At 58.4% G+C, this 21,154-nt stretch carries 24 protein-coding genes, 1 tRNA gene and 1 pseudogene; 13 read left to right on the top strand and 13 right to left on the bottom strand.

From position 1 onward, the window contains the following. The first annotated feature begins 72 nt into the window (after window positions 1-72). Both dksA and AC2FIB_RS14240 read left to right on the top strand, forming a co-directional pair. The gene (dksA, locus tag AC2FIB_RS14245) at window positions 73-495 is read left to right on the top strand and encodes an RNA polymerase-binding protein DksA (RefSeq protein ID WP_058274529.1); all 423 of its coding nucleotides are present in this window, start codon (window positions 73-75) and stop codon (window positions 493-495) included. A 71-nt stretch (window positions 496-566) separates the two neighbouring features. After that, on the top strand, window positions 567-1,718 hold the full coding sequence (locus tag AC2FIB_RS14240; protein ID WP_496735769.1) for an FAD-dependent monooxygenase: 1,152 nt from the start codon (window positions 567-569) through the stop codon (window positions 1,716-1,718). A 4-nt stretch (window positions 1,719-1,722) separates the two neighbouring features. Here AC2FIB_RS14240 and xth read toward each other — a convergent pair whose 3' ends face one another. Together xth and AC2FIB_RS14230 are read right to left on the bottom strand one after the other, a co-directional pair. Further along, the gene (gene xth / locus AC2FIB_RS14235; protein WP_496735767.1) at window positions 1,723-2,502 is read right to left on the bottom strand and encodes an exodeoxyribonuclease III; all 780 of its coding nucleotides are present in this window, start codon (window positions 2,500-2,502) and stop codon (window positions 1,723-1,725) included. 60 nt (window positions 2,503-2,562) lie between these two features. Continuing rightward, window positions 2,563-2,886 carry a HesB/IscA family protein gene (locus AC2FIB_RS14230; RefSeq protein ID WP_170406378.1) on the bottom strand — a complete coding sequence of 108 codons (324 nt, stop codon included), beginning with the start codon at window positions 2,884-2,886 and terminating at the stop codon, window positions 2,563-2,565. A 76-nt stretch (window positions 2,887-2,962) separates the two neighbouring features. On the opposite strand from AC2FIB_RS14230, the gene AC2FIB_RS14225 reads away from it, so the two are divergent. Beyond that, window positions 2,963-4,105, top strand: a complete 1,143-nt coding sequence (locus AC2FIB_RS14225) for a deoxyguanosinetriphosphate triphosphohydrolase (RefSeq protein WP_496735766.1) — start codon at window positions 2,963-2,965, stop codon at window positions 4,103-4,105. On the opposite strand, the gene AC2FIB_RS14220 is transcribed toward AC2FIB_RS14225, so the two are convergent. Next, complete coding sequence (locus AC2FIB_RS14220) at window positions 4,106-4,657, bottom strand: putative pterin-binding protein (protein ID WP_496735764.1); 552 nt, start codon at window positions 4,655-4,657, stop codon at window positions 4,106-4,108. Between the two features lie 131 nt (window positions 4,658-4,788). On the opposite strand from AC2FIB_RS14220, the gene argS reads away from it, so the two are divergent. The 6 genes from argS (at window position 4,789) to AC2FIB_RS14190 (ending at window position 10,357) form a co-directional block, all read left to right on the top strand. After that, window positions 4,789-6,534, top strand: a complete 1,746-nt coding sequence (gene argS, locus AC2FIB_RS14215) for an arginine--tRNA ligase (RefSeq protein ID WP_496735762.1) — start codon at window positions 4,789-4,791, stop codon at window positions 6,532-6,534. A 39-nt stretch (window positions 6,535-6,573) separates the two neighbouring features. After that, window positions 6,574-7,686 (top strand): SPOR domain-containing protein, encoded by a 1,113-nt coding sequence (locus AC2FIB_RS14210; protein ID WP_496735761.1) that lies wholly within the window; start codon window positions 6,574-6,576, stop codon window positions 7,684-7,686. Then, window positions 7,683-8,690, top strand: coding sequence for a beta-N-acetylhexosaminidase (gene nagZ, locus AC2FIB_RS14205; RefSeq protein WP_496735760.1), 1,008 nt, complete (start codon window positions 7,683-7,685; stop codon window positions 8,688-8,690). The genes AC2FIB_RS14210 and nagZ overlap by 4 nt, the downstream gene beginning before the upstream one ends. Further along, window positions 8,680-9,474, top strand: coding sequence for a segregation and condensation protein A (locus tag AC2FIB_RS14200; RefSeq protein WP_496735758.1), 795 nt, complete (start codon window positions 8,680-8,682; stop codon window positions 9,472-9,474). Before nagZ ends, AC2FIB_RS14200 begins: the two co-directional genes overlap by 11 nt. Continuing rightward, a complete protein-coding gene (scpB, locus tag AC2FIB_RS14195; protein WP_282151414.1) occupies window positions 9,467-10,123 on the top strand; it encodes an SMC-Scp complex subunit ScpB in 657 nt (218 codons plus the stop codon). Before AC2FIB_RS14200 ends, scpB begins: the two co-directional genes overlap by 8 nt. Before the next feature lie 63 nt (window positions 10,124-10,186). Further along, window positions 10,187-10,357, top strand: coding sequence for a hypothetical protein (locus tag AC2FIB_RS14190; protein ID WP_496735757.1), 171 nt, complete (start codon window positions 10,187-10,189; stop codon window positions 10,355-10,357). A gap of 52 nt (window positions 10,358-10,409) precedes the next feature. On the opposite strand, the gene AC2FIB_RS14185 is transcribed toward AC2FIB_RS14190, so the two are convergent. From AC2FIB_RS14185 to AC2FIB_RS14150, 8 genes are all read right to left on the bottom strand, one after another. Continuing rightward, a complete protein-coding gene (locus AC2FIB_RS14185; RefSeq protein WP_496735756.1) occupies window positions 10,410-11,489 on the bottom strand; it encodes a 2'-deoxycytidine 5'-triphosphate deaminase in 1,080 nt (359 codons plus the stop codon). Window positions 11,490-11,550: 61 nt separating this feature from the next. Next, window positions 11,551-11,627 (bottom strand) — tRNA-Pro (locus tag AC2FIB_RS14180). A 61-nt stretch (window positions 11,628-11,688) separates the two neighbouring features. Further along, window positions 11,689-12,330, bottom strand: a complete 642-nt coding sequence (locus AC2FIB_RS14175; protein WP_496735754.1) for a MerR family transcriptional regulator — start codon at window positions 12,328-12,330, stop codon at window positions 11,689-11,691. Between the two features lie 18 nt (window positions 12,331-12,348). Further along, window positions 12,349-12,651, bottom strand: a complete 303-nt coding sequence (gene ihfA, locus AC2FIB_RS14170; protein WP_496723238.1) for an integration host factor subunit alpha — start codon at window positions 12,649-12,651, stop codon at window positions 12,349-12,351. A gap of 96 nt (window positions 12,652-12,747) precedes the next feature. Then, a complete protein-coding gene (locus AC2FIB_RS14165) occupies window positions 12,748-13,719 on the bottom strand; it encodes a beta-ketoacyl-ACP synthase III (RefSeq protein WP_109311337.1) in 972 nt (323 codons plus the stop codon). A 21-nt stretch (window positions 13,720-13,740) separates the two neighbouring features. Next, on the bottom strand, window positions 13,741-14,829 hold the full coding sequence (plsX, locus tag AC2FIB_RS14160; protein WP_496723236.1) for a phosphate acyltransferase PlsX: 1,089 nt from the start codon (window positions 14,827-14,829) through the stop codon (window positions 13,741-13,743). A 24-nt stretch (window positions 14,830-14,853) separates the two neighbouring features. Beyond that, window positions 14,854-15,060, bottom strand: a complete 207-nt coding sequence (rpmF, locus tag AC2FIB_RS14155; RefSeq protein ID WP_037316137.1) for a 50S ribosomal protein L32 — start codon at window positions 15,058-15,060, stop codon at window positions 14,854-14,856. Window positions 15,061-15,266: 206 nt separating this feature from the next. Next, window positions 15,267-15,803, bottom strand: a complete 537-nt coding sequence (locus AC2FIB_RS14150) for a YceD family protein (protein ID WP_496735753.1) — start codon at window positions 15,801-15,803, stop codon at window positions 15,267-15,269. A gap of 84 nt (window positions 15,804-15,887) precedes the next feature. Between AC2FIB_RS14150 and AC2FIB_RS14145 the strand changes: the two genes are divergently transcribed. From AC2FIB_RS14145 to AC2FIB_RS14135, 3 genes are all read left to right on the top strand, one after another. Then, the gene (locus AC2FIB_RS14145; RefSeq protein ID WP_496735752.1) at window positions 15,888-16,361 is read left to right on the top strand and encodes an outer membrane protein assembly factor BamE; all 474 of its coding nucleotides are present in this window, start codon (window positions 15,888-15,890) and stop codon (window positions 16,359-16,361) included. 98 nt (window positions 16,362-16,459) lie between these two features. After that, window positions 16,460-17,194 carry a GNAT family N-acetyltransferase gene (locus tag AC2FIB_RS14140; protein ID WP_496735750.1) on the top strand — a complete coding sequence of 245 codons (735 nt, stop codon included), beginning with the start codon at window positions 16,460-16,462 and terminating at the stop codon, window positions 17,192-17,194. 67 nt (window positions 17,195-17,261) lie between these two features. Further along, entirely contained in the window at window positions 17,262-19,070 is a 1,809-nt protein-coding gene (locus AC2FIB_RS14135; protein WP_496735748.1) for an ABC-F family ATP-binding cassette domain-containing protein, read from the top strand. Here AC2FIB_RS14135 and AC2FIB_RS14130 read toward each other — a convergent pair. Next, window positions 19,067-19,618 (bottom strand): sugar O-acetyltransferase, encoded by a 552-nt coding sequence (locus AC2FIB_RS14130; RefSeq protein WP_496735746.1) that lies wholly within the window; start codon window positions 19,616-19,618, stop codon window positions 19,067-19,069. The two genes, AC2FIB_RS14135 and AC2FIB_RS14130, sit on opposite strands and share 4 nt — an antisense overlap. Window positions 19,619-19,627: 9 nt before the next feature. Beyond that, window positions 19,628-20,383 carry a 3-hydroxyacyl-CoA dehydrogenase gene (locus AC2FIB_RS14125; protein WP_496735744.1) on the bottom strand — a complete coding sequence of 252 codons (756 nt, stop codon included), beginning with the start codon at window positions 20,381-20,383 and terminating at the stop codon, window positions 19,628-19,630. Window positions 20,384-20,615: 232 nt separating this feature from the next. Between AC2FIB_RS14125 and AC2FIB_RS14120 the strand changes: the two are divergent. Next, window positions 20,616-21,154, top strand: a pseudogene (locus tag AC2FIB_RS14120) (hypothetical protein); the annotation flags it as partial.

The following is a 21,154-nucleotide window of genomic DNA, read 5'->3' as shown; positions in this document are numbered from 1 at the left end:
GCAGAAGGGGATTGCCGCATGTCAGGTGAAGCAAAGGTGACCGGCGTTGCAGGCCACACCGAGGGAGCAAAAATGAAGCAGGAAGTATTTCTGCCAGAGGATTATCGTCCAGCCGAAGACGAACCATTCATGAACGACAAGCAGTTAGAGTATTTTCGTCGTAAGCTGCTGGATTGGAAAACTGAACTTTTGGCAGGCAGCCGCGATACGATCGAAGGGCTGCAGGACAACACTCGCAACATTCCGGACGTCGCAGACCGCGCAAGCGAGGAAACTGACCGTGCGCTGGAACTGCGGACACGTGATCGCCAGCGTAAGCTGGTGGCCAAGATTGACTCGGCCCTGCGTCGGATCGACGAAGGCGAATACGGATATTGCGAAAAGACGGGCGACCCGATTTCGCTGAAACGTCTGGATGCGCGCCCGATTGCGACCATGACGCTTGAGGCGCAGGAACGCCACGAGCGCCGCGAAAAGGTCCACCGCGACGATTGATCGCTGCGAAAAATCAGAATTCTCAAACGCCGGGGTCTTTTGCTCCGGCGTTTTTGCTTTAAGCCGGTGATATGAATATCAACGGTCTGAAATTTGGCATCATCGGCGGTGGTATAGGTGGGATCGCCGCCGCTCTGGCGTTGCGGCAACGCGGCGCTCAGGTCGTGGTTTTTGAACAGGCAGCTGAATTGACCGAGGTCGGCGCCGGCTTGCAGATCAGCGCCAACGGAATGGTCGTACTGCGTGCCCTAAACGTTGTCGGTGAAACACCCGAGGGGGGGCAGCGGTCCCACGGAACGGTGCTGCGCGATTACTGGGCAGGGCGGTCTGTTAGCGAGATACCGGCACCGGCCGCTGGACCGACCTACTACTACCATCGTGCTGACCTGCTGGGATTGCTGCACAAAGCAGCGGTTCGGGACGGTGTCGAGTTTCGCCTGGGCGCACGAGTTGCGCAGGTGCGCAAACATCCCTCCGAAGCCGAGATTATTCTGGAAGATGGTACAGACCGGCGCGTTGATTGTGCGATTGCCGCCGACGGTGGGCGAAGCACGATCCGCGCAGGCCTGAACGGGCCCGAAGCACCAAAATTCACTCATCAGGTGGCCTGGCGCGCGACGATTCCTTGGGCGCGTCGCGATCCCAAACCGCGCGCCGTTCTGACGATGGGGCCGGGCCGACATGTTGTCACGTATCCTCTGCGCGATCACACTTTGATGAACGTTGTCGCGATCGAGGAACGATCCGATTGGCAGGAAGAAGGCTGGCGCCGACGCGGCGACCCCGAGGAACTGCGTGCTCGATTTTCCGACTTTGGCGGCGTGGTCGGGGAAATTCTGGGGCAGGTACAGGAACCTCACATCTGGGCGTTGTTTCTGCGACCCGTCGCAGAACGCTGGCAGAACGGGCGCATTGCATTGTTAGGGGATGCGGCTCACCCGACACTCCCATTTTTGGCGCAGGGTGCCTGTCTTGCGCTTGAAGATGCGTGGGTCCTGGCCCGATCTTTTGATGACCAATCCGGGATAGAGGAGGCGCTGTCCACCTATGAAACCCGCCGTCATCAAAGGACGCAACGCGTGGTGGCTGCGGCTGGGTCCAATGCCCGAAATTTCCACCTGCGCGGCCCGATACGCTTGGCCGCACAGGCCGCTCTGATGGCGGTCGGGCCACGGTTGTCCCGGAAATACGACTGGATTTACAGCTACGACGCGACAGCCTGAGGTTTCACAGGTCCAAGTCGACCCAGACCGGGACATGATCCGAGGGCTTTTCATGCCCGCGAATCTCGGCATCAATCCTGCAATCGCGCAACAGATCGGCGGCCTGCGGCGTAAGAAGGAAATGGTCGATACGGATCCCGTCATTCCGGTTCCAGGCACCGGCCTGGTAGTCCCAGAACGAATAATGCTCAGGACCTTGGGTGACGGCGCGGAACGCTTCCGTGAACCCCAGATTCAGGATCTTGCGAAACGCGGCGCGGCTTTCCGGTCGGAACAGAGCATCCTCGCGCCACGCATCTGGACGTTTGGCGTCTTCGGCCTGCGGGATGATGTTGTAATCGCCAGCCATCAGCGCGGGCTCTTCGCTCGCCAGCAAATCGCGCGCGCGGTCATATAACCGCTCCATCCAGGACAGCTTGTATTCGTATTTCGGACCCGGCACCGGGTTACCGTTCGGCAGGTACAGACCGCAGATCCTAAGGGCTTTTGTTCCAATGACGGTCGCCTCAATCCAGCGGGCCTGTTCGTCCTCGTCGTCACCAGGAAGGCCCCGAGTCACATCTTCAAGTGGCAGCTTGGACAGGATCGCCACGCCGTTGAAGCTCTTTTGCCCGTGGGTTTCGACGTTGTAACCGCGCTCTTCAAACAGTTCGCGGGGAAAATTCTCGTCGATCGACTTGATTTCTTGCAGCAGCACAACGTCCGGCTGCGCGTCATCCAGCCAACGGGGCAGGGCTTCGGCCCGCGCTTTGATGCCGTTGATGTTGAACGTGGCGATTTTCATGCGCGATCCTCCGGCTGGCTGCCGGTTGATCTATCCCTCAACCGCGCGGGCAGGGCAAGGTCACATTGAAAATGAAGTGCCGCAGCCGCAGGATGAGGTTGCGTTGGGGTTCTCGATCACAAACCGCGCGCCGATCAGTTCCTGCGTGAAATCGATCACCGCGTTTTCCAGAAACGGCAGCGAGATCGAGTCGACGATCACTTTTTGACCTTTGCCTTCCAGCACAAGGTCGTCTTCTTTCGGTTCGTCCAACGCGATTTCGTATTGAAAACCGGAACATCCGCCGCCTTCCACTGCGACGCGCAGGGCTTGTCCCTGATCGGCTGCACCGATCTCGGCGAGACGTTCAAAGGCGCGTTCTGTAACTGTGGGGGGCAGATTCATGCCAAACTCCAAAGGTTTATTTCCTTTACGCCTTACAATATAGAAAGTGCAAGGACAGGCGACAAGGACAAGGCCTTTGAACATAGCGGGTTTTGCCTCGAACCCAGGCCGCGCCAAGGGGCGGCTTGTGCCAGAGGAGGAAAGCAGTTTCCGGTCATGCTTTCAACGCGACAGGGACCGGATCATTCACGCCAGCGCGTTTCGGCGGCTTAAGCACAAGACACAAGTGTTTGTAGAGCACGAGGGCGACAGCTATCGCACGCGCCTGACCCATTCTATCGAAGTTGCGCAGGTCGCGCGAACAATCGCCGGAGCTTTGGGCTTGAACGGCGAACTGACCGAGGCCGTGGCGTTGGCGCACGATCTGGGGCACACACCGTTCGGACATACGGGCGAAGATGCCCTACACGCGCTCATGGAGCCTTACGGCGGATTTGACCACAACGCACAGGCCATTCGCATCGTCACGAAGCTGGAACGCCACTATGCCGAATTTGACGGATGCAACCTGACATGGGAGTGCCTAGAGGGGATCGCCAAGCATAACGGGCCGGTCACCGGTGATTTGCCGTGGGCGCTGGCCGAGTGTAACGCGAGTTTCGATCTTGAGCTGTACACTCATGCCAGTGCCGAAGCACAAGTTGCCGCCCTTTCGGATGACATAGCCTATAACAACCATGACCTGTTGGACGGGTTGAGGGCGGGTCTGTTCACGGATGATGAAATCGGGCAATTGCCTATCGTCGGTGACTGCTATGCCGAGGTGGATCGGAGATATCCCGGTTTGGATTCTTATCGGCGCCGGCATGAGGCGCTGCGCCGTGTTTTCGGCGTCATGGTTTCCGATGTGATTGTCACGTCGCGTGGGCTGATCACGAGTTCGGGCGCGGAGACCGTCGAGGAAATTCGCAATCTTGGTTATCCGGTGATCCAGTTCTCGGGTGGTTTGTGGGCGCAACTCAGGGAAATCCGGGCCTTTTTGTTCAAGCAGATGTACCGCGCGCCCAGCGTCATGGATGTGCGCGCCGAGGTTAGCAAAGTTGTGGAAGATCTGTTCCCAATCTACTTGAACGATCCGAAACAGATGCCCGCGCGCTGGCATGAGGATATTGAGGCGGCCAGCGATGAAACAGCGCTGGCGCGGATTGTCTCGGACTACATTGCAGGAATGACCGACCGATTTGCCCTGCAGGATCACGCAAGGCTGGCTGGTGCCTGATCACTCGACCCCGATGTAAGCCAGCGCCCAGACCTGCTGGCCCGACTGTTCGGCGGCCAGGTCGGGGTCATCGGTCGGGGGGAAGACGATCATAGTGGGGCCGTAGCCGCCAACACCCATCGGCGCACCGTCGGCGTGTGTCGCGACGATGGGTTGATGGGCGGTTATGCTGTCCCAAGGAATTTCAGACTGATAGCCATCCATGGCCATTGGCTTGGCGGTTTTTCCTTCGGCCCCGGCCATGATCAACAGGTCCGACAGGCGTGGCCCGGAAAAGGCGATGTCGCTCTGATTGTCTTCCGGGCCGTAAGGAATAGTGATTTCAACCTGCTCCAGTCCGTCCAACATGGCCGCATCAAAGCCGGCGGCTCCGTCGTGCTGAACCTCCAAGTATCCCAGCAGACCGCCATCGTTTTCACCGCGGGCTGGCAGGTTGGTTTCCGTGACCGCTCCGCCAAGGGTCAAAAGTACATGGCCTTGCGGTTCAGGCATGTCGGCCCAAAGCGGCAGGGCAGAGGTCAGAACGAAGGCGATTGGCAGGGCAAGGCGCATAGGGGTGTCTCCGGCTTGAATTTCCACAGACGTTAGCTGAGTCTACCGCTAATCCAAGCCCAAACTGATCGCTTCCATTGACCTTGCCGCTTTGCGTGGTAAACCGCCGGGCAAGCAAAAGGACATCCGAAATGAACCTGTTTTCCGAGATCCGCGGCCTCGTGCTGGACGCGCTGGCACAGATGCAGTCCGAAGGCGCATTGCCCGAGGGGCTGAGTTTTGACAACGTAGCGGTCGAACCGCCGCGTGATGCAGCGCATGGCGATATGGCAACCAACGCCGCGATGGTGCTGGCGAAACCGGCCAAGTTGAAGCCGCGCGACATTGCCGACGTGTTAGCCGGAAAGCTGGCGGCGGATGACCGGATCACCAGTGCCGAGGTGGCCGGGCCGGGGTTCTTGAACCTGCGGCTTGCGCCGTCTGTGTGGCAGAGCGTTCTGGCCGCTGTGCTGGAACAGGGCACGGATTATGGCCGTTCCAACATGGGGCATGGCCAGAAGGTCAACGTCGAGTATGTCTCGGCCAACCCCACAGGCCCGCTGCATGTGGGCCATACGCGTGGTGCCGTGTTCGGTGACGCGCTGGCAAGCTTGCTGGCGTATTCGGGCTATGACGTGACACGTGAATACTACATCAACGACGGGGGCGCGCAGGTAGATGTACTGGCGCGGTCCGCGTATGAGCGCTATCGCGAGGCCAACGGGCTGAGCCCCGAGATCGCCGAGGGCCTGTACCCCGGTGACTATCTGATCCCGATCGGTGAGGCGCTGAAAGAGAAATACGGCGACAGCCTGATCGACAAGCCGGAAAGCGACTGGCTGGAAGAGCTGCGCGAGTTTTCGACCGACGCAATGATGGATCTGATCCGCGCCGACCTGAAGGCGTTGGGTGTCGAGATGGATGTGTTCTATTCCGAAAAATCGCTTTACGGCACCGGAAAGATCGAGGCCGCGCTTAAGTCCCTGACCGATAAGGGCTTGATCTACGAAGGTGTGCTGGAACCACCCAAAGGTAAAAAGCCCGAGGATTGGGAGCCGCGCGAGCAAACCCTGTTCAAATCGACCGAGCATGGTGATGACGTCGACCGCCCGGTTAAGAAATCGGATGGCAGCTGGACCTATTTCGCCCCGGATATCGCTTATCACTATGACAAGGTGACCCGTGGCTTTGATGCACTGATCGACGTGTTTGGTGCAGACCACGGAGGCTATGTAAAACGGATGAAGGCGGCTGTTTCCGCGCTGTCCGATGGCAAGGTGCCGCTAGATATCAAGCTGACGCAATTGGTGAAACTGTGGAAGAATGGCGAGCCGTTCAAGATGTCCAAGCGGGCAGGGAACTTTGTCACCCTGCGCGATGTGGTCGATCAGGTTGGCCCGGACGTGACCCGGTTCGTCATGCTGACCCGCAAGAACGACGCGCCGCTGGACTTCGATTTTGACAAGGTGCTGGAGCAAAACCGCGAGAACCCCGTGTTCTACGTGCAATACGCCCATGCCCGCGTTATGAGCGTGCTGCGCCGGGCCGCCGAGGCGGATATCGCTACGGATGATGCGACCCTCAAGGGTGCTGACCTGGGTAAGATCGATCATGCCTCGGAACTGACGGTCGCTAAAAAGCTGGCAGAATGGCCGCGTCTGGTCGAAATCGCCGCGCGCACCAATGAACCGCATCGGGTTGCCTTTTACCTGTATGAGCTGGCGGGTGACTTCCACGCGCTCTGGAACAAGGGCAACGATGAAACCCAACTGCGATTCATTCAGGATGGCGATGTTGCCACAAGCCAATCAAAAATCGCATTGGCCCGGGCCGTTTCTGTTGTGATTTCAGCGGGCTTGGGTATTCTTGGCGTCACTCCGGCGCAGGAGATGCGGTAACTAACACCGCCCGACGCGCCGGTACGAGGTAGGCAAGAAATGACCCGCGCGCCACTTTTTAAGGCGCAATCGGGCGGTGAGGCGGACATGGCAAGTTACGATTACTCGGGGCAGATGCGCCCTGAGGAGATGCATTACACGAATCAGCCACATCCTGAGGATGGGTATGAGTATCCCGACGACTCCTATGGCTATGAACAGGCTCCGCGAGGGGCAGGGCTGGGCCGTATCGTCAACGTCATGGGCGCAGTAGCGTCGCTGGCATTGGTCGCCGGGATCGGTGTCTGGGGCTTCAAACTGGTGATGCGCGACGTTAGTGGCGTGCCTGTTGTTCGCGCCATCGAAGGGCCAATGCGCATTCAGCCGGAAAACCCCGGCGGCACCCCGGCCGATCACCAGGGTCTGGCCGTCAATGCCGTGGCAGCCGTTGGAACGGCAGCGCCGCCAGCAGATCGCCTGATCCTCGCGCCGCGCCCGGTTTCGCTGACAGACGAAGATACGCCTGTTGAACCGCTGAAGCCGACGCAGGCCGTGCATGTCGTCGAAGAAGAGATCTCGGATCAAGAGGCTGCGCAGCTGCGCCAGAATACAGTCGATGCCCTGGTTGCCGAATTGGCCGGTGGGGCGGCGAAAGCGGATGAAGCGGCAGAGCAGGGCGTACAACTCGCCTCGTTGGCACTGCCCGACGAAGAGCCCGCCATTGATCCTGCTGATCTGGCCGCACAATTGCCGGATCCGGAACTGGCGACGCTGCCCGGTGTCCGCCGGTCCCTGCGTCCGTCCTCGCGACCAGCCCGAGCGACGCCAAGCGGGATTTCATCCAACAGCAGTACCGAAGCTGCGATCAACGCCGCTGTCAAAGCTGCCGTTGGGGTGGACGTGGATCCGAATACTCTTTCCAAAGGCACGCGCATGGCCCAACTGGGTGCGTATGAAAGCTCGGATGTGGCCCGTGCGGAATGGGATCGCATGAATGGCCGATTTGGCGAGTATATGGATGGAAAACAGCGCGTTATCCAGAAAACTTCAAGCGGTGGGCGGACATTTTATCGTCTGCGTGTCCTTGGGTTTGATGACCTAAGCGACTCGCGTCAGTTCTGTGCCGCTCTGGTCGCACAAGGTGCAGACTGTATCCCGGTTGCCGTTCGGTGACATTCGGCGCTGCGATCACCGATGCCGAAGGGCTGCGCCTGACGTCAGAGGAAAAGAGACTATTCCAGCAGATGAACCCTTTCGGGTTCATTCTGTTTGCGCGCAACATAGATACAGCTGAACAAGTTCGTGCCTTATGCGATGATTTTCGTGATGCCGTAGGGCGCAATTGCCCTATCACCATTGATCAGGAAGGGGGCCGCGTGCAGCGTCTGCGCGCTCCGTTGGCGCGCGAATGGATGCCACCCTTGGATCACGCCGGGCGTGCAGGGGATCAGGCGGAACGCGCCATGTACCTGCGGTATCGACTGATCGCGAAAGAGCTGTTCGAGCTTGGCATTGACAGCAACTGCGCCCCGATGGTCGATTTGGCGCGCGACGATACCCATGCGTTTTTGAAGAACCGCTGTTATGGCTCTGATCCCAAACGGGTTTCAGCTCTTGGGCGCGCAGTTGCCAAAGGCCATCTGGACGGGGGTGTTTTGCCGGTGCTCAAGCACATGCCGGGACATGGATTGGCAACGCTGGACAGTCATCATGACCTGCCGCACGTGGACCTGACGCAGGACCAGCTTGAGCAAGCGGATTTCGAACCGTTTCGGGCGTTGAACGACCTGCCGATGGGGATGACGGCGCATTTGGTTTACGACCGGATTGATCCGCAACCGGCCACGATTTCGCCTGCGATGATCGGCCTGATCCGCGATAAAATCGGTTTCGACGGTCTGATCATGACTGACGATATCTCGATGAAAGCGCTGAGTGGCGCGCCAGAAGACATTGCGCGTCAGTCACTGGCCGCGGGTTGCGACGTTGTTTTGCATTGCAACGGAACGTTCGATGCTCGCGCCAAGGTGCTGGAAGCTGCCGGAGAAATGACCGCTCAGGCACAAAAGCGCGCGGAAAGGGCATTGTCGATGCGACAAAAGCCTGTGGAACTTGACATCCAAGCGACTGAGGCTGAACTATCTGCCCTAATGGGCAGGCAGGTATATGAACGATAATCTCTTCAGCGAAGACCCGGCCTCGGTCGCGGATCGTCTTGCGGCAGAGGCGCTGATTGTTGATGTCGATGGGTTCGAAGGCCCGTTGGATGTACTGTTGACCCTGTCGCGAACCCAAAAGGTCGACCTGCGGAAAATCTCGGTTTTGGCTTTGGCGCAGCAGTATTTGGCCTTCGTGGAAAAGGCCCGCGCGCTGCGGATTGAACTGGCCGCCGACTATCTGGTGATGGCCGCCTGGTTGGCCTTCCTCAAATCCCGGCTTTTGTTGCCACCGGACCCGGATGATGAAGGACCTTCGGGCGAGGAACTGGCCGCACACCTGGCGTTCCAGTTGGAACGGCTGCAAGCCATGCGCGACTCAGCCGCGCGTCTGATGGCGCGTGACCAGCTGGGGCGCGATTTCTTTAAACGCGGGCAGGGTGAGGATATCACCCGTATCCGCACCGTGACTTACTCTGCCACGCTGTTGGATCTGATGCAGGGATACGCCCGTATCCGAACTCGTGACGAGTTCCGCCCCTTTGTTATGGACCGCGATTCAGTGTTCACAATGGAACAAGCGCTAGAGCGGATGCGCCCGCTGATCGGGTTTGCCGGGGCTTGGACAGATATGGAATCCTATCTGCCCGAGGGCTGGGACGCTGACCCGGTGCGTCGCCGCTCGGCCACTGCAGCGACCTTTGCTGCCTCGCTTGAGTTGGTGAAAGAAGGACATATGGAGATGAAGCAAACCGAGACGTTTGCTCCGATCCATTTGCGCAAAAGGACTGACACACGTGACTGACGAACCGCAAGACGAAGGCACCGGCACTCTGTTCGAAGCGCCACCCCTGGCGGAGCAGGAGCGCATGGTCGAGGCTGTGCTGTTCGCCAGTTCCGAGCCAGTGACGATCGCCGATCTTGAGGCGCGGATGCCCCATGGCAGCGACGCGGCGCAAGCGGTTGAAATTTTGCAGAAACGGTATGAAGGCCGGGGTGTTCGCGTTGTCCGCGTGGGTGAGGCTTGGGCCATTCGCACCGCCCCCGATCTGGGTTTTCTGATGCAAAAGGAAACGGTCGAAACCCGCAAGCTAAGCCGCGCCGCCATCGAAACGCTGGCCATCGTCGCCTATCATCAGCCCTGTACGAGGGCTGAAATCGAAGAGATCCGGGGCGTCTCGGTTTCGCGAGGTACAATCGATCAACTGTTGGAAATGGAGTGGATCCGTTTGGGCCGCCGCCGGATGACACCCGGCCGTCCGGTCACCTTTGTTGTGACGCCACAGTTTCTGGACCATTTCGGGTTGGAAAACGCCCGCGATCTTCCGGGGCTCAAGGAATTGCGGGCTGCTGGGTTGCTGGAAAACCGGCCCCCCCCGGGCACGATGCCATTGGGCGAAGGGCGTGATGACAGCGAAGATGAGGACCAAACCGAGCTGTTCGAGGAAGAGTGATAACTTGGCCCTTTTGTTGCCGTTGGAATCACCTATGTTGTGGCCAAGCTGAGGAGTTGAGCAATGAATATGAATCGCATCATCGACATGATCATCCGCCAGATCATGCGGCGGGTCGTCAACAAAGGAATCGACAAGGGTTTTGATGTGGCGGGCCGGATGGGGAAGCCGAAACAAAGATCGGCTGTGCCTCATGACACTGGCGCTAATGACGATAGCAACCGTCAAGCCTAGCAGATAAGCCCGGCGCAGCACGTAGTCCGAACGTGCGCCGGTTCATGTAATGTTAACCAACAGCCTTGAAGTGTTTGGACAATTTCAGCCCCTGTCCCTGATAGTTTGACGCAATACCGGCGCCATAAAGCTGGGTGGGCATTTCAGCCATTTTCTCATAGACGAGTCGTCCAACAACTTGCCCGTGTTCCAGAACAAAGGGGGCTTCGTGGCAGCGTACTTCCAGCACACCGCGTGATCCCGCTCCGCCCGCTGCAGCGTGCCCGAAGCCAGGGTCAAAAAATCCGGCATAGTGCACCCGGAATTCGCCTACCATTGCAAGGTAGGGGGCCATTTCAGCCGCATACATGGGGGGAATATGGACCGCCTCGCGGCTGACCAGGATATAGAATGCGCCGGGGTCCAGGATGATACGGCCATCGGTGGTGCGCACCTCTTCCCAGTATTCTTGCGGGTCATATTCCCCAATCCGGTCCAGATCGATCACACCGGTATGCGGTTTGGCCCGATAGCCAACCAGATCAGTGTCGGGTAATTGCAGATCGACCGAGAACCCCAGCCCATCCTGAATGACTGCCGGTCCGTCGACCAGTGGCGAGTCGTTGTGCAACGCGGTCAGTTCCGCGTCGCTGAGCACTGCCTGACCTTGACGAAAGCGAATCTGGTTCAGCCGCATACCCGGTCTCACCAGAACCGAGAATGAGCGTGGACAGATCTCGGCAAAAAGCGGCCCGGTATAGCCTGCCGGTACCCGGTCAAACTCGGTGCCACCATCAGTGATCGTGCGGGTTAAAAGATCCAGCCGCCCGGTCGAGCTTTTGGCATTTGCCACCGCGCTGGTATCGGCGGGCAGGGCCAGTGATTCCATCAGCGGCACCAGATAGACGCAGCCTTTTTCCAGAACGGCTCCGTCGGTGATGTCGATGCGGTGCATCTCAAATTCAGCCAGACGATCCGCGACCGTGCGTCCTTCACCGGATAGAAATGAGGCGCGAACCCGGTAAGCTACTGTACCTAAACGTAAATCAAGGCTAGCGGGTTGAATTTGTGCCGGGATAACCTCGGGGCTTGCGGTGATCTCACTGCGGACGATCATCGCCTCGATCTGTTGGTTTGGGCATACACCTGTCATTTCGATCCCCTCTGTTGCCAGAGCGGGATCTGGCCTGTCTGCCATAAACGTCGGTGTGATTTGGTCGGGCTAGCAGGACTCGAACCTGCGACCTTCCGTCCCCCAGACGGACGCGCTACCAGGCTGCGCCATAGCCCGACGTTGAGGTGTTCATAAAGACTTTCCCGGCGGGGGCAAGAGGAAATCATCGCCTTTTTTCTTATCCTGCCGACCGGTTCTCAATTCGGTTGATGACAGCGCGCAAGTCCTTGGCGATTGGTGCAATCCGACGCAAAAGATCGTCGTCAAATTCGGTTCGTTCCCACGCTTGTGTGGCGATGCCGCCCATCAGGGGGGCTTCATCCAGATACTCGGGCGCAGGCTGTGGTGGCTCTGCTTGTGGTTGCTGCGGGGCAGGCAGGGGCGTTGCGGCCTGAGGGGCTTGTTCAGCCGGAGTGGTTGCCTCGGCTACCGGGGCCGGTTCGCCCAGATCCAGATCGATCTGATCGCTGGGCGTGGCAGGCTTGGCGGAAAAGGGCACGACAACGGTATCGTCTGCCGGAGCGCTTTCGGGCGCGGCGGGCTCATCCAGACTGGGCGACAGCGAGGACACATAGGCCACGCCTTGTTCGCGCAGGATGCGCTGGACGCCTTTTATGGTGATCCCGTCCTCATGCAGCAGCTTTTTGATACCGCCCAAAAGGCGCATATCGTTTGGCCGGTAATACCTGCGGCCACCCGCGCGTTTGACGGGTTTGACTTGGCTAAAACGGCTTTCCCAGAAGCGCAGGACATGAGCTTGAACGCCCAACCAGTCCGCAACTTCACTTATTGTGCGAAAGGCGTCGGGGGACTTGCTCATGACCGTTTCGTCCCGAATTTACTTGCGATTCCCTGCGGCGACGCGATCCTTCATCAGGTGCGACGGGCGGAACGTCAGGACGCGGCGAGGCTGAATTGGCACCTCTTCGCCGGTTTTTGGATTACGGCCGATGCGGGCGGTTTTGTCCCGAACACTGAACGTACCAAACGATGAAATCTTGACCTGTTCACCTTGGACCAGTGCGTCCGACATGTGGTTTAAGACGCTTTCGACAAGCTGCGCACTTTCATTACGTGAAAGGCCAACCTCGCGGAAAACAGCCTCGCTCAGATCCATTCGCGTCAGTGTTTTATCGCCCATACCATTTCCCCTGTTGATATAAGAGAATATGGTGATGGCAAATTCGCTGTCAATATCAATGAATTGCACGAGGCTGTGTAAGCCGTTTTGCGCCGGTTACCAGCGCAGAACCACCGCGCCCCAGGCCAGGCCGCCACCGATAGCCTCGGTCACGATCAGATCGCCGGTCTTGATCTGGCCCCGTTGTTTGCCCACTGACAGGGCCAGAGGAATCGATGCGGCAGACGTGTTGCCATGATCCTGGACCGTTACGACGACGTTATCCATCGGCAGGCCCATTTTCTTAGCAGTGCCCTGAATGATGCGGATGTTGGCCTGATGTGGCACGATCCAATCGACGTCCGCGTTGGTCAGACCGGCACGCCCCAGGGCGGTTTCTGCAGTTTTCGCCAGCTTTTCGACCGCGTGGCGGAACACCTGATTGCCCTGCATCCGCAGATGCCCAGTCGATTGGGTCGACACACCGCCGTCGACATAGAGCAAATCCTTGTAGCGTCCGTCAGAATTCAGGTCGGTCGAAAGAATGCCGCGATCCTGCGCGGTTCCTTCGCTGTCCTGCAGCTCAAGAATCAACGCGCCGGCACCGTCGCCAAACAGCACGCAGGTGGATCGATCTGTCCAATCCATGATGCGCGAAAACGTCTCGGCGCCGATGACCAGCACACGTTTGGCCTGACCGGACACGATCAAAGCGTTGGCGTTGCTGAGGGCAAAGACAAAGCCAGCACAGACGGCTTGCACGTCAAACGCGAATCCATGGGTCATGCCCAGGCGCGCCTGCACCATCGTCGCGGCAGAAGGGAAAGTCAGGTCAGCCGTTGATGTCGCCAGAATGATGGCGTCGATATCCTCGGCCTTCAGGCCAGCATCGGCCAGGGCGGCCAAGGCAGCGTTGGTCGCCAGATCGGACGTGGTTTCGCCATCAGCAGCAAAGTGGCGGCGTTCGATTCCCGAGCGAGCTTTGATCCACTCGTCCGACGTATCTAGCGTCTTTTCAAATTCAGAGTTCGGAACGATGCGCTCTGGCAAATAGTGTCCGACACCTACAACAACTGAACGGCCTGCCATTTGGGGGTACTGCCTTTATTGTTATTCGCCCGCCTTTGGCGGTACGTGCGCGGCATCTTGTGCAAGCTGGGCTGTCGATGCAACCCGTGCCGCCAATTTTTCGGCAAAACCCGACTCGGCCAGGGTAAAGGCCAGTTTGATCGCCGCCGAAACTCCGGTGGCATCTGCGCCACCATGTGATTTGACCACGGTTCCGTTGAGGCCAAGGAAGACACCGCCATTCACGCGGCGTGGGTCGATGCGTTTCTTCAACCGTTGCAGCGAGGTGATGGCCAAAACCGATGCGAGCCGGGACAGGGGGGAATACTTGAAGGCTTCGCGCAGAAGATCACCGATCAGGCTTGCGGTGCCTTCGCCGGTTTTGATCGCGACATTTCCGGTAAAGCCATCGGTAACAATGACATCGGCCTTGTCGCCAGGAATGTCGCTGCCTTCCACGAATCCAACGAAGTCAAAATTCGCCTGCTCTGCGAATTCCGTGATCATCGCGTGGGCTTCTTTCAGTTCGGCCCGACCTTTGTGTTCTTCGGTGCCGACATTCAGCAAACCGATCCGGGGCCGATCCAGCGCCATGCCGTTGCGGGCATAAGATGCCCCCATCAGCGCATATTGCAGCAGATCCTTGGCGTCGGCCCGCACATCGGCGCCGACATCCAGCATTACGTTGAACCCTTGCGGGTTGCGCGACGGCCACAGAATCGCAATTGCCGGGCGGTTCACACCTGGCAATTTGCGCAAACGCATCATCGACAGTGCCATCAGCGCGCCGGTATTGCCGCAGGAAACAGCGCCGTGGGCTTCGCCTTTGCGCACTGATTCCAGTGTCGACCACATCGACGTCTGCTTGCCGCTGCGGACGACCTGACTGGGCTTGTCCTCCATCGTGACCACGTCAGGGCAATCACGAAAAACGACGCGTCCCTGCAGGACACGCCGTTTGGCGACAAGTTTGCGCAGCTTTTGCTCGGGCCCGTGCAGAACGAAGGCGATATCGGGGTTCTTATTTGCTGATTTGGCAATGCCCGCAACAACAGTCGCGGGCCCCGAATCTCCGCCCATAGCGTCAACCGAGATGGTAATCCGTCCGGTTTGCGTGGGCTGTTCCGTCATGCCTTGGCCTACGAGTTATGAGGCTTAGGCCGCGTCTTCGTCCAGGTCGATTTCGTCGGCCTGAGCGACGACTTCACGGTCATCATAGTGGCCGCAGGACGCGCAGACGTGGTGCGGGCGCTTCAGTTCGCCACAGTTTGCGCATTCGTTCGGGTTTGCAGCAACCAGAGCGTCATGTGCGCGGCGATTGTTGCGGCGCGACTTGGAAACTTTGTTCTGTTGGACAGCCATGGTCTCAACCTTTGTCTATTAAGGGTCAGCAGATTCGCTGCTGGCCGGGTTTCATTCTTCGTTTTTCTAGTGGTTTGACGCGCGTTTAGGGGACGGGCCCCGCAATGTCCAACCCAAATTCCGTTGAGCGCGCGAAAATACTGCGATTCTCGGCATGTTCAAGCGATTTTTCTGGAGGCCTGCTATGACAGGAAAACAGACCTATGTCACTCGTCTTTTTTCAAAGCATCGCGCAAATTCGCCAGTCCAGCAAACGGCTTTGCGTCTTCGTCCGTCATCGCCTGTTTGCCCGGCTCAGTATAGCCGGCCTGTTCCAATTCTGCGCCGTCCTTACGTGGGTATTGGGGCAGGGCAAGCGACAGCGCCTCAATCATCACCGATGCGGGGTCGATTTCCGCGCCCAGCGCTTCGGTCTCATCGCCTTCGGGGATTTCGAATTCAGGCTCGTCGGGGTTCTGCCAGTCTTTCAGAAAGACCCGTGACACAGGGATATCGATGCGCGTGGTTACGGGTTCAAGCGTCACCACACAGGGTTGAATCACCGTCGCCCCCAGTTTTCCGGCAAGAATCCAATCGCGTTTGCCTTGTGCCCTTATGTCACCCACAAAGCTGAGCTTGCGCAGGCCCAACAATCCCAGTTCGGTTTTGATCGCGTCCAGGCCCTTGCTATCGGGGCGCAGATCAAACGGTGTGGGCGCGTTTTGGGGCAGGTCGGCCACCCGCAGAGATGTATTAGTCGTCATTCGTGACCCTTTCGTGTGTTGAACCGGGGCTGCGGTTTATGTAATCGGATAGGGTCCGCAAGGTCCCAAGGCAAGAGGATGTAAATGTTGAAGGTTGTGAACAGGTTGAAACCGGCGTCCAAAAGGCTTGTCTTTGCGGCCTGTTTGGTTGTGGCTGGCGCTTGCACGCCAATCTTCAAGAATCACGGATACGTACCGCCAGCTGACCAACTGGCTGAGATCAAAGTGGGCGTCGACACCCGCGACAGCGTTGTTGAAACCATCGGAGCGCCCAGCTCGGCCGGGCTGGTGAAGGATTCGGGTTTTTACTATGTCCGCTCTCGCGTGCGCCATTACGGTCCGAAGCGCCCCGAAGTGGTGTCGCGCGAACTGGTTGCGATCAGCTTTGATCAGCGTGGTGTTGTGCGGAATATCGAACGTTTTGGTCTTGAGGATGGGTATGTGGTGGTACTGGACCGCCGCGTGACCGAATCCAGCGTTCAGAACCGTGGCTTCCTGCGCCAGCTGTTGGGCAATATCGGCAACTTCAACCCTGCGAACATTCCGGGCGCGAATTAAGTCTGCGCCGCCTCTTGCTACGGTCACAGGACAGTCACATGTTCTGTGGTAGAACCGCTGCAACATGAAGCAGGTCAGCAACCGCGGAGGAAGCGACCATGGCATTATTGCTGGGCAAGGGCAGATACCGGGCTCGTTTGGCGCAGTCCCCACAGGATGTGGAGGCGGCGCAGGAACTGCGAACCCTGGCATTTGGGACGGATCAGATTGACCGGGATGAATTTGATACGGTCTGCGCGCATATCCTTGTTGAAGATTCGCGCGCCGGTGGACAGTTGGTGTGTTGTTTCAGGTTGCTGACAATGGAGCACGGGGCCGAGGTTGACCGCAGTTATTCTGCCCAGTTCTATGACCTGTCTGCCCTCAAAGGGTTCGACGGCCGCATGGTCGAAATGGGCCGTTTCTGCATTCACCCGGAATGGACAGACCCGGATATCCTGCGGGTCGCCTGGGGTGCGATGACCAATTACGTGGACCAGAACAACGTCAAGATGTTGTTCGGCTGCTCATCCTTTGCAGGAACCGAAACTGTCGAGTATCTGGACGCCTTTGCCATGTTGAAGCAACGGCATCTGGCGCCAAAGCGTTGGTTGCCGCGGGTCAAGGCCCCCGATGTATTCAAGTTTGCCTCTCGCCTTCGGCGTAGGCCCGATGTGAAAAAGGCGATGTTGCGGATGCCTCCATTGTTGCGCACCTATTTGATGATGGGCGGCTGGGTCAGTGATCATGCGGTGGTGGATCGGCATATGAATACGCTGCATGTATTCACCGGGCTTGAGATCGGCGCGATCCCCCCGGCCCGTAAACGATTGCTGCGCGCAGTGGTCCGGTAGTTTGAGTATTTTCGAAAAGGTGAAACAGGGGCGTTGACGCTTTGTGTCCACCGGTTTAGCTGGCGGCATGGCGAGAATTCCTTTGTTGCAGATGTCCGGCATTTCCCTGACTTTCGGGGGCGATCCGGTGTTTTCGGGGCTGGACCTGGTGGTTCAGCCGGGCGACCGCGTCGCGTTGGTTGGGCGAAACGGGTCAGGAAAGTCGACCCTGATGAAAGTCATGGCCGGTCTGGTCGAGCCTGATCAGGGTGATATCGTGGTGCCGCCCGGAAAATCTGTTGGCTACATGGAGCAGGACCCCGGCATGGAAGGGTTTGCGACCTTGGGCGATTATGCTTCCAGCGAGTTGGAACCGGGTGAGCTGTACAAGGTCGAACGCGCGGGCGAGGGGCTGAAGTTCGATCCCACCTGCCCGATTGAAACCGCTTCGGGTGGCGAGCGTCGCAGGGCCGCATTGGCCAAGCTGATGGCCGAAGCGCCGGACCTGATGCTACTGGACGAGCCGACGAACCATCTGGATATCGAAGCGATTGCCTGGCTGGAACGCGAACTGGGATCGACCCGCGCAGCCTTCGTTCTGATTTCACATGACCGTGCGTTTTTGCGCGCGTTGACCCGCGCGACGTTGTGGATCGACCGCGGCATGGTACGGCGGCAGGAGCAAGGATTTGAGGCTTTTGAAACCTGGCGCGACAAGATTTGGGAAGAAGAAGATCAACAGCGTCACAAGCTGAATCGTCTGATCAAATCTGAAGCCAAATGGGCAGTCGAAGGTATCAGTGCTCGGCGCAAGCGAAATCAAGGCCGGGTGCGGGCTTTGCAGGCCTTACGCGCTGAAAAGGCCGCGCAGATCAAACGTCAGGGATCAGCGGCAATGTCGCTGGAAGGCGGACCAAAATCCGGGCGAAAAGTGATTGAAGCCAGGGGCTTGTCCAAAGCTTTTGGTGCGCAGCAGATCGTTCGGAACTTTGATCTGTTGGCACAACGTGGGGATCGCGTTGCCTTTGTCGGACCGAATGGTGTGGGAAAGACAACCCTGCTCAAAATGTTGCTGGGTCAGGAACAGCCCGACGAAGGAACAGTGACGCTGGGCACCAATCTTGAGATCGCGGTTTTCGACCAGGCTCGCGCTCAGCTGGATCCCGAAATGACCCTGTGGGACAGCCTGACCGGCGATCCCGAGATGCGGGTCTCGGGCAAGGCGGATCAGGTGATGGTTGGGGGTCAACCCAAACACGTGGTCGGATATCTCAAGGAATTCCTGTTTGATGATGCGCAGGCAAGAGCGGCCGTTAAGTCATTGTCAGGTGGCGAAAAAGCGCGTTTGCTGTTGGCGAAACTGATGGCCAAGTCCTCGAACCTTTTGGTGCTGGACGAACCGACCAACGATCTGGATGTCGAAACGCTGGACCTGTTGCAGGAACTGCTGGACTACTATGACGGCACCGTCCTGCTGGTCAGCCACGATCGGGATTTTCTGGACCGAGTTGCCACCACAACGATTGCCATGGAGGGCAATGGCCGCGCGACCGTCTATGCGGGCGGATGGTCGGATTACATTGCGCAACGAGGTGATGTTGCCGAAAAGAAAGCTGAAAAAGCAAAGGCTTCGAAGTCAAAGCAAAAGCAAGAAGCGCAGCCGAAATCCGGACTATCTTTCTCGGAAAAGCATCGGCTTGAGAAGTTGCCTGCCGAGATTGCCCGCCTAGAGGCCGAAATCGGCAAGCTGGAAGAGCTTATGTCAGACCCTGAGCTGTTCACACGTGAACCAGTCAAGTTCCAGAAGGCGACCGATGCGCTGGTCGAACGACAAGAGAAACTGGCCGCCGCCGAAGAAGAGTGGCTGGTGCTTGAGGAAAAGGCCGAAGGCGCCTAGCGGCGCGTCAATGGTTGGGCAGGGTTGCCGACAACCGTTTCTCCGGCCGCGACGTCTTTGGCTACAACGCTGCCTGCGCCAATAATGGCGTTGTCGCCGATGGTGACGCCGGGCATCACGATGGCACCTCCGCCAACCCAGACGTTTCGGCCAATGGTCACCGGTATCCCGATTTCCAAACCTTGTGCGCGTTCTGCCGGGTTTTTGGCGTGCTGAGCACAGTAGATCTGGGCATGCGGGCCGAACATCGTGTCATCGCCGATCCGAACCTGTGCGGTGTCCAGAACGACGCAGCCGGCGTTGAAATAGACCCGGGCGCCGAGGTGGATGTTAAGCCCGTAGGCGCAATGAAACGGAGCCTCAAGTAAGCAACCCGGCCCGACGCGAGCGAACAACGCCTGCAACTCGGGCGCCATGGCATCACGGGCATCAGGCGGGCAGGTGTTATGTGTGTGGACTGCGTGCCGGGCGCGGGTGCGCAGCGCCTCAAGTTCCGGGTCCAGGCAGTTATACCACTGCCCGGACTGCATCTTTTCCCGCTCTGTCATGGGACAGGCTTAACGCATACGAAGGGCTCCGTCGATGCGGATGATTTCCCCGTTCAAGTAGCCCATCTCGACAATGAAACCGGCCAACCGCCCGTATTCTTTCGGATCACCCAGACGTGCAGGATTTGGGACATCGGCCGCCAGTTGTTGTTGAACCTCTTCGGGCAGACCGGCCAGCATCGGTGTCATGAAAATCCCCGGAGCGATGGTCATCACGCGAACGCCGGACGAGGCCAGATCGCGCGCCATTGGCAGCGTCATTCCCACGACACCGCCTTTCGAGGCTGCATAGGCCGCCTGTCCTTTTTGTCCGTCGAAGGCTGCAATTGAGGCCGTGTTGATGATCACCCCGCGCGCGCCGTCCGGTTCGGGTTCGTTCTTAGCCATTTCAGCTGCGGCCAGGCGCGAGACATTGAACGTACCCACCAGATTGATGTCGATTGTGCGCTGAAACGCGTCCAAAGGGTGGGGACCATCCTTGCCGACTGTCTTGATCCCATAGGCGATCCCGGCGCAGTTCACAGTGGCCGTGATGCGACCCATCTTGCCCTTCGCGTGCTCGATTGCCGCCGCCACTGAGTTTTCATCTGTCACATCGGTCTGAGCGAAATGCCCGCCGATGTCTTCGGCAACCTTAGGGCCACGCGCGGCGTCGCGATCCAGGATGGTGACCTTCGCGCCGTGTTCTGCGAAATGACGGGCGGTGGCCTCGCCCAAACCCGAAGCGCCACCTGTGATGACTGCGGCTGAATTTGAAAGTTGCATTTGGCGACCTCTCAAGAATTTGACACCTTCCCGCCGCATTTAACTTGGCGATCCGCGTAGATGTTGTATATTCTCGTCCAGAGATCGTCACAACTAGTGTCGTGATCGTTTTGATGAGTTGTGGCGAGCCTTATTACGCATCTTTAGCAGGCCTGACCTGCCTTTCATTTGCGGCTCCCACTGTGTAACCGAAGACCCCGATGCACCTGGATGTTAGGGCGCAAGGAGCTAAGTGATGCGAATTAAGTTAAAATCCACTGTTTCGGCATTAGTGGCCTCTCCATTCATAGGGGCTATGATCGTGACTTCAGCATATGCTGCGTCGGATGTTTGCGATGCAAAAACAGCGCGGATTGCAGCCAACGCCGGCGACTATCAGATGCTGTGCGAGTGCACGCATGTTACCCCCCGTTTTCTGAAGCGGCTACAAACACGGCCAGATTTCGAATCAACACTCGCTTCCACGGGTGAACAATGCCCAGGATTGGCCGCATTGTTGACTGATTTTGACACAGCTTCAATCGACGGTTCTTCGACGCAACGTGGGGAAGATCGCGACAATGACGAAGTAGCTCAGTCGGATTCAGGTCCGCGCGGAGAGTTCAATTCAGGGGGTGATAGCGGCAGCGGTTCTTCTGGGGGTGGTTCCACCGGAGACAATGAAACCGGTGATGGAAACAATAGCCCCGAAAACGGCGACGGCGGTCCTGATGGCGACGGCGGTCCTGATGGCGACGGCGGTCCTGATGGCGACGGCGGTCCTGATGGCGA

It is taken from the genome of Ruegeria sp. YTSA072 (assembly GCF_059610285.1).
The sequence above is the reverse complement of the archived record's forward strand: the minus strand, read 5'-3'. Positions and strand labels throughout refer to the sequence as shown.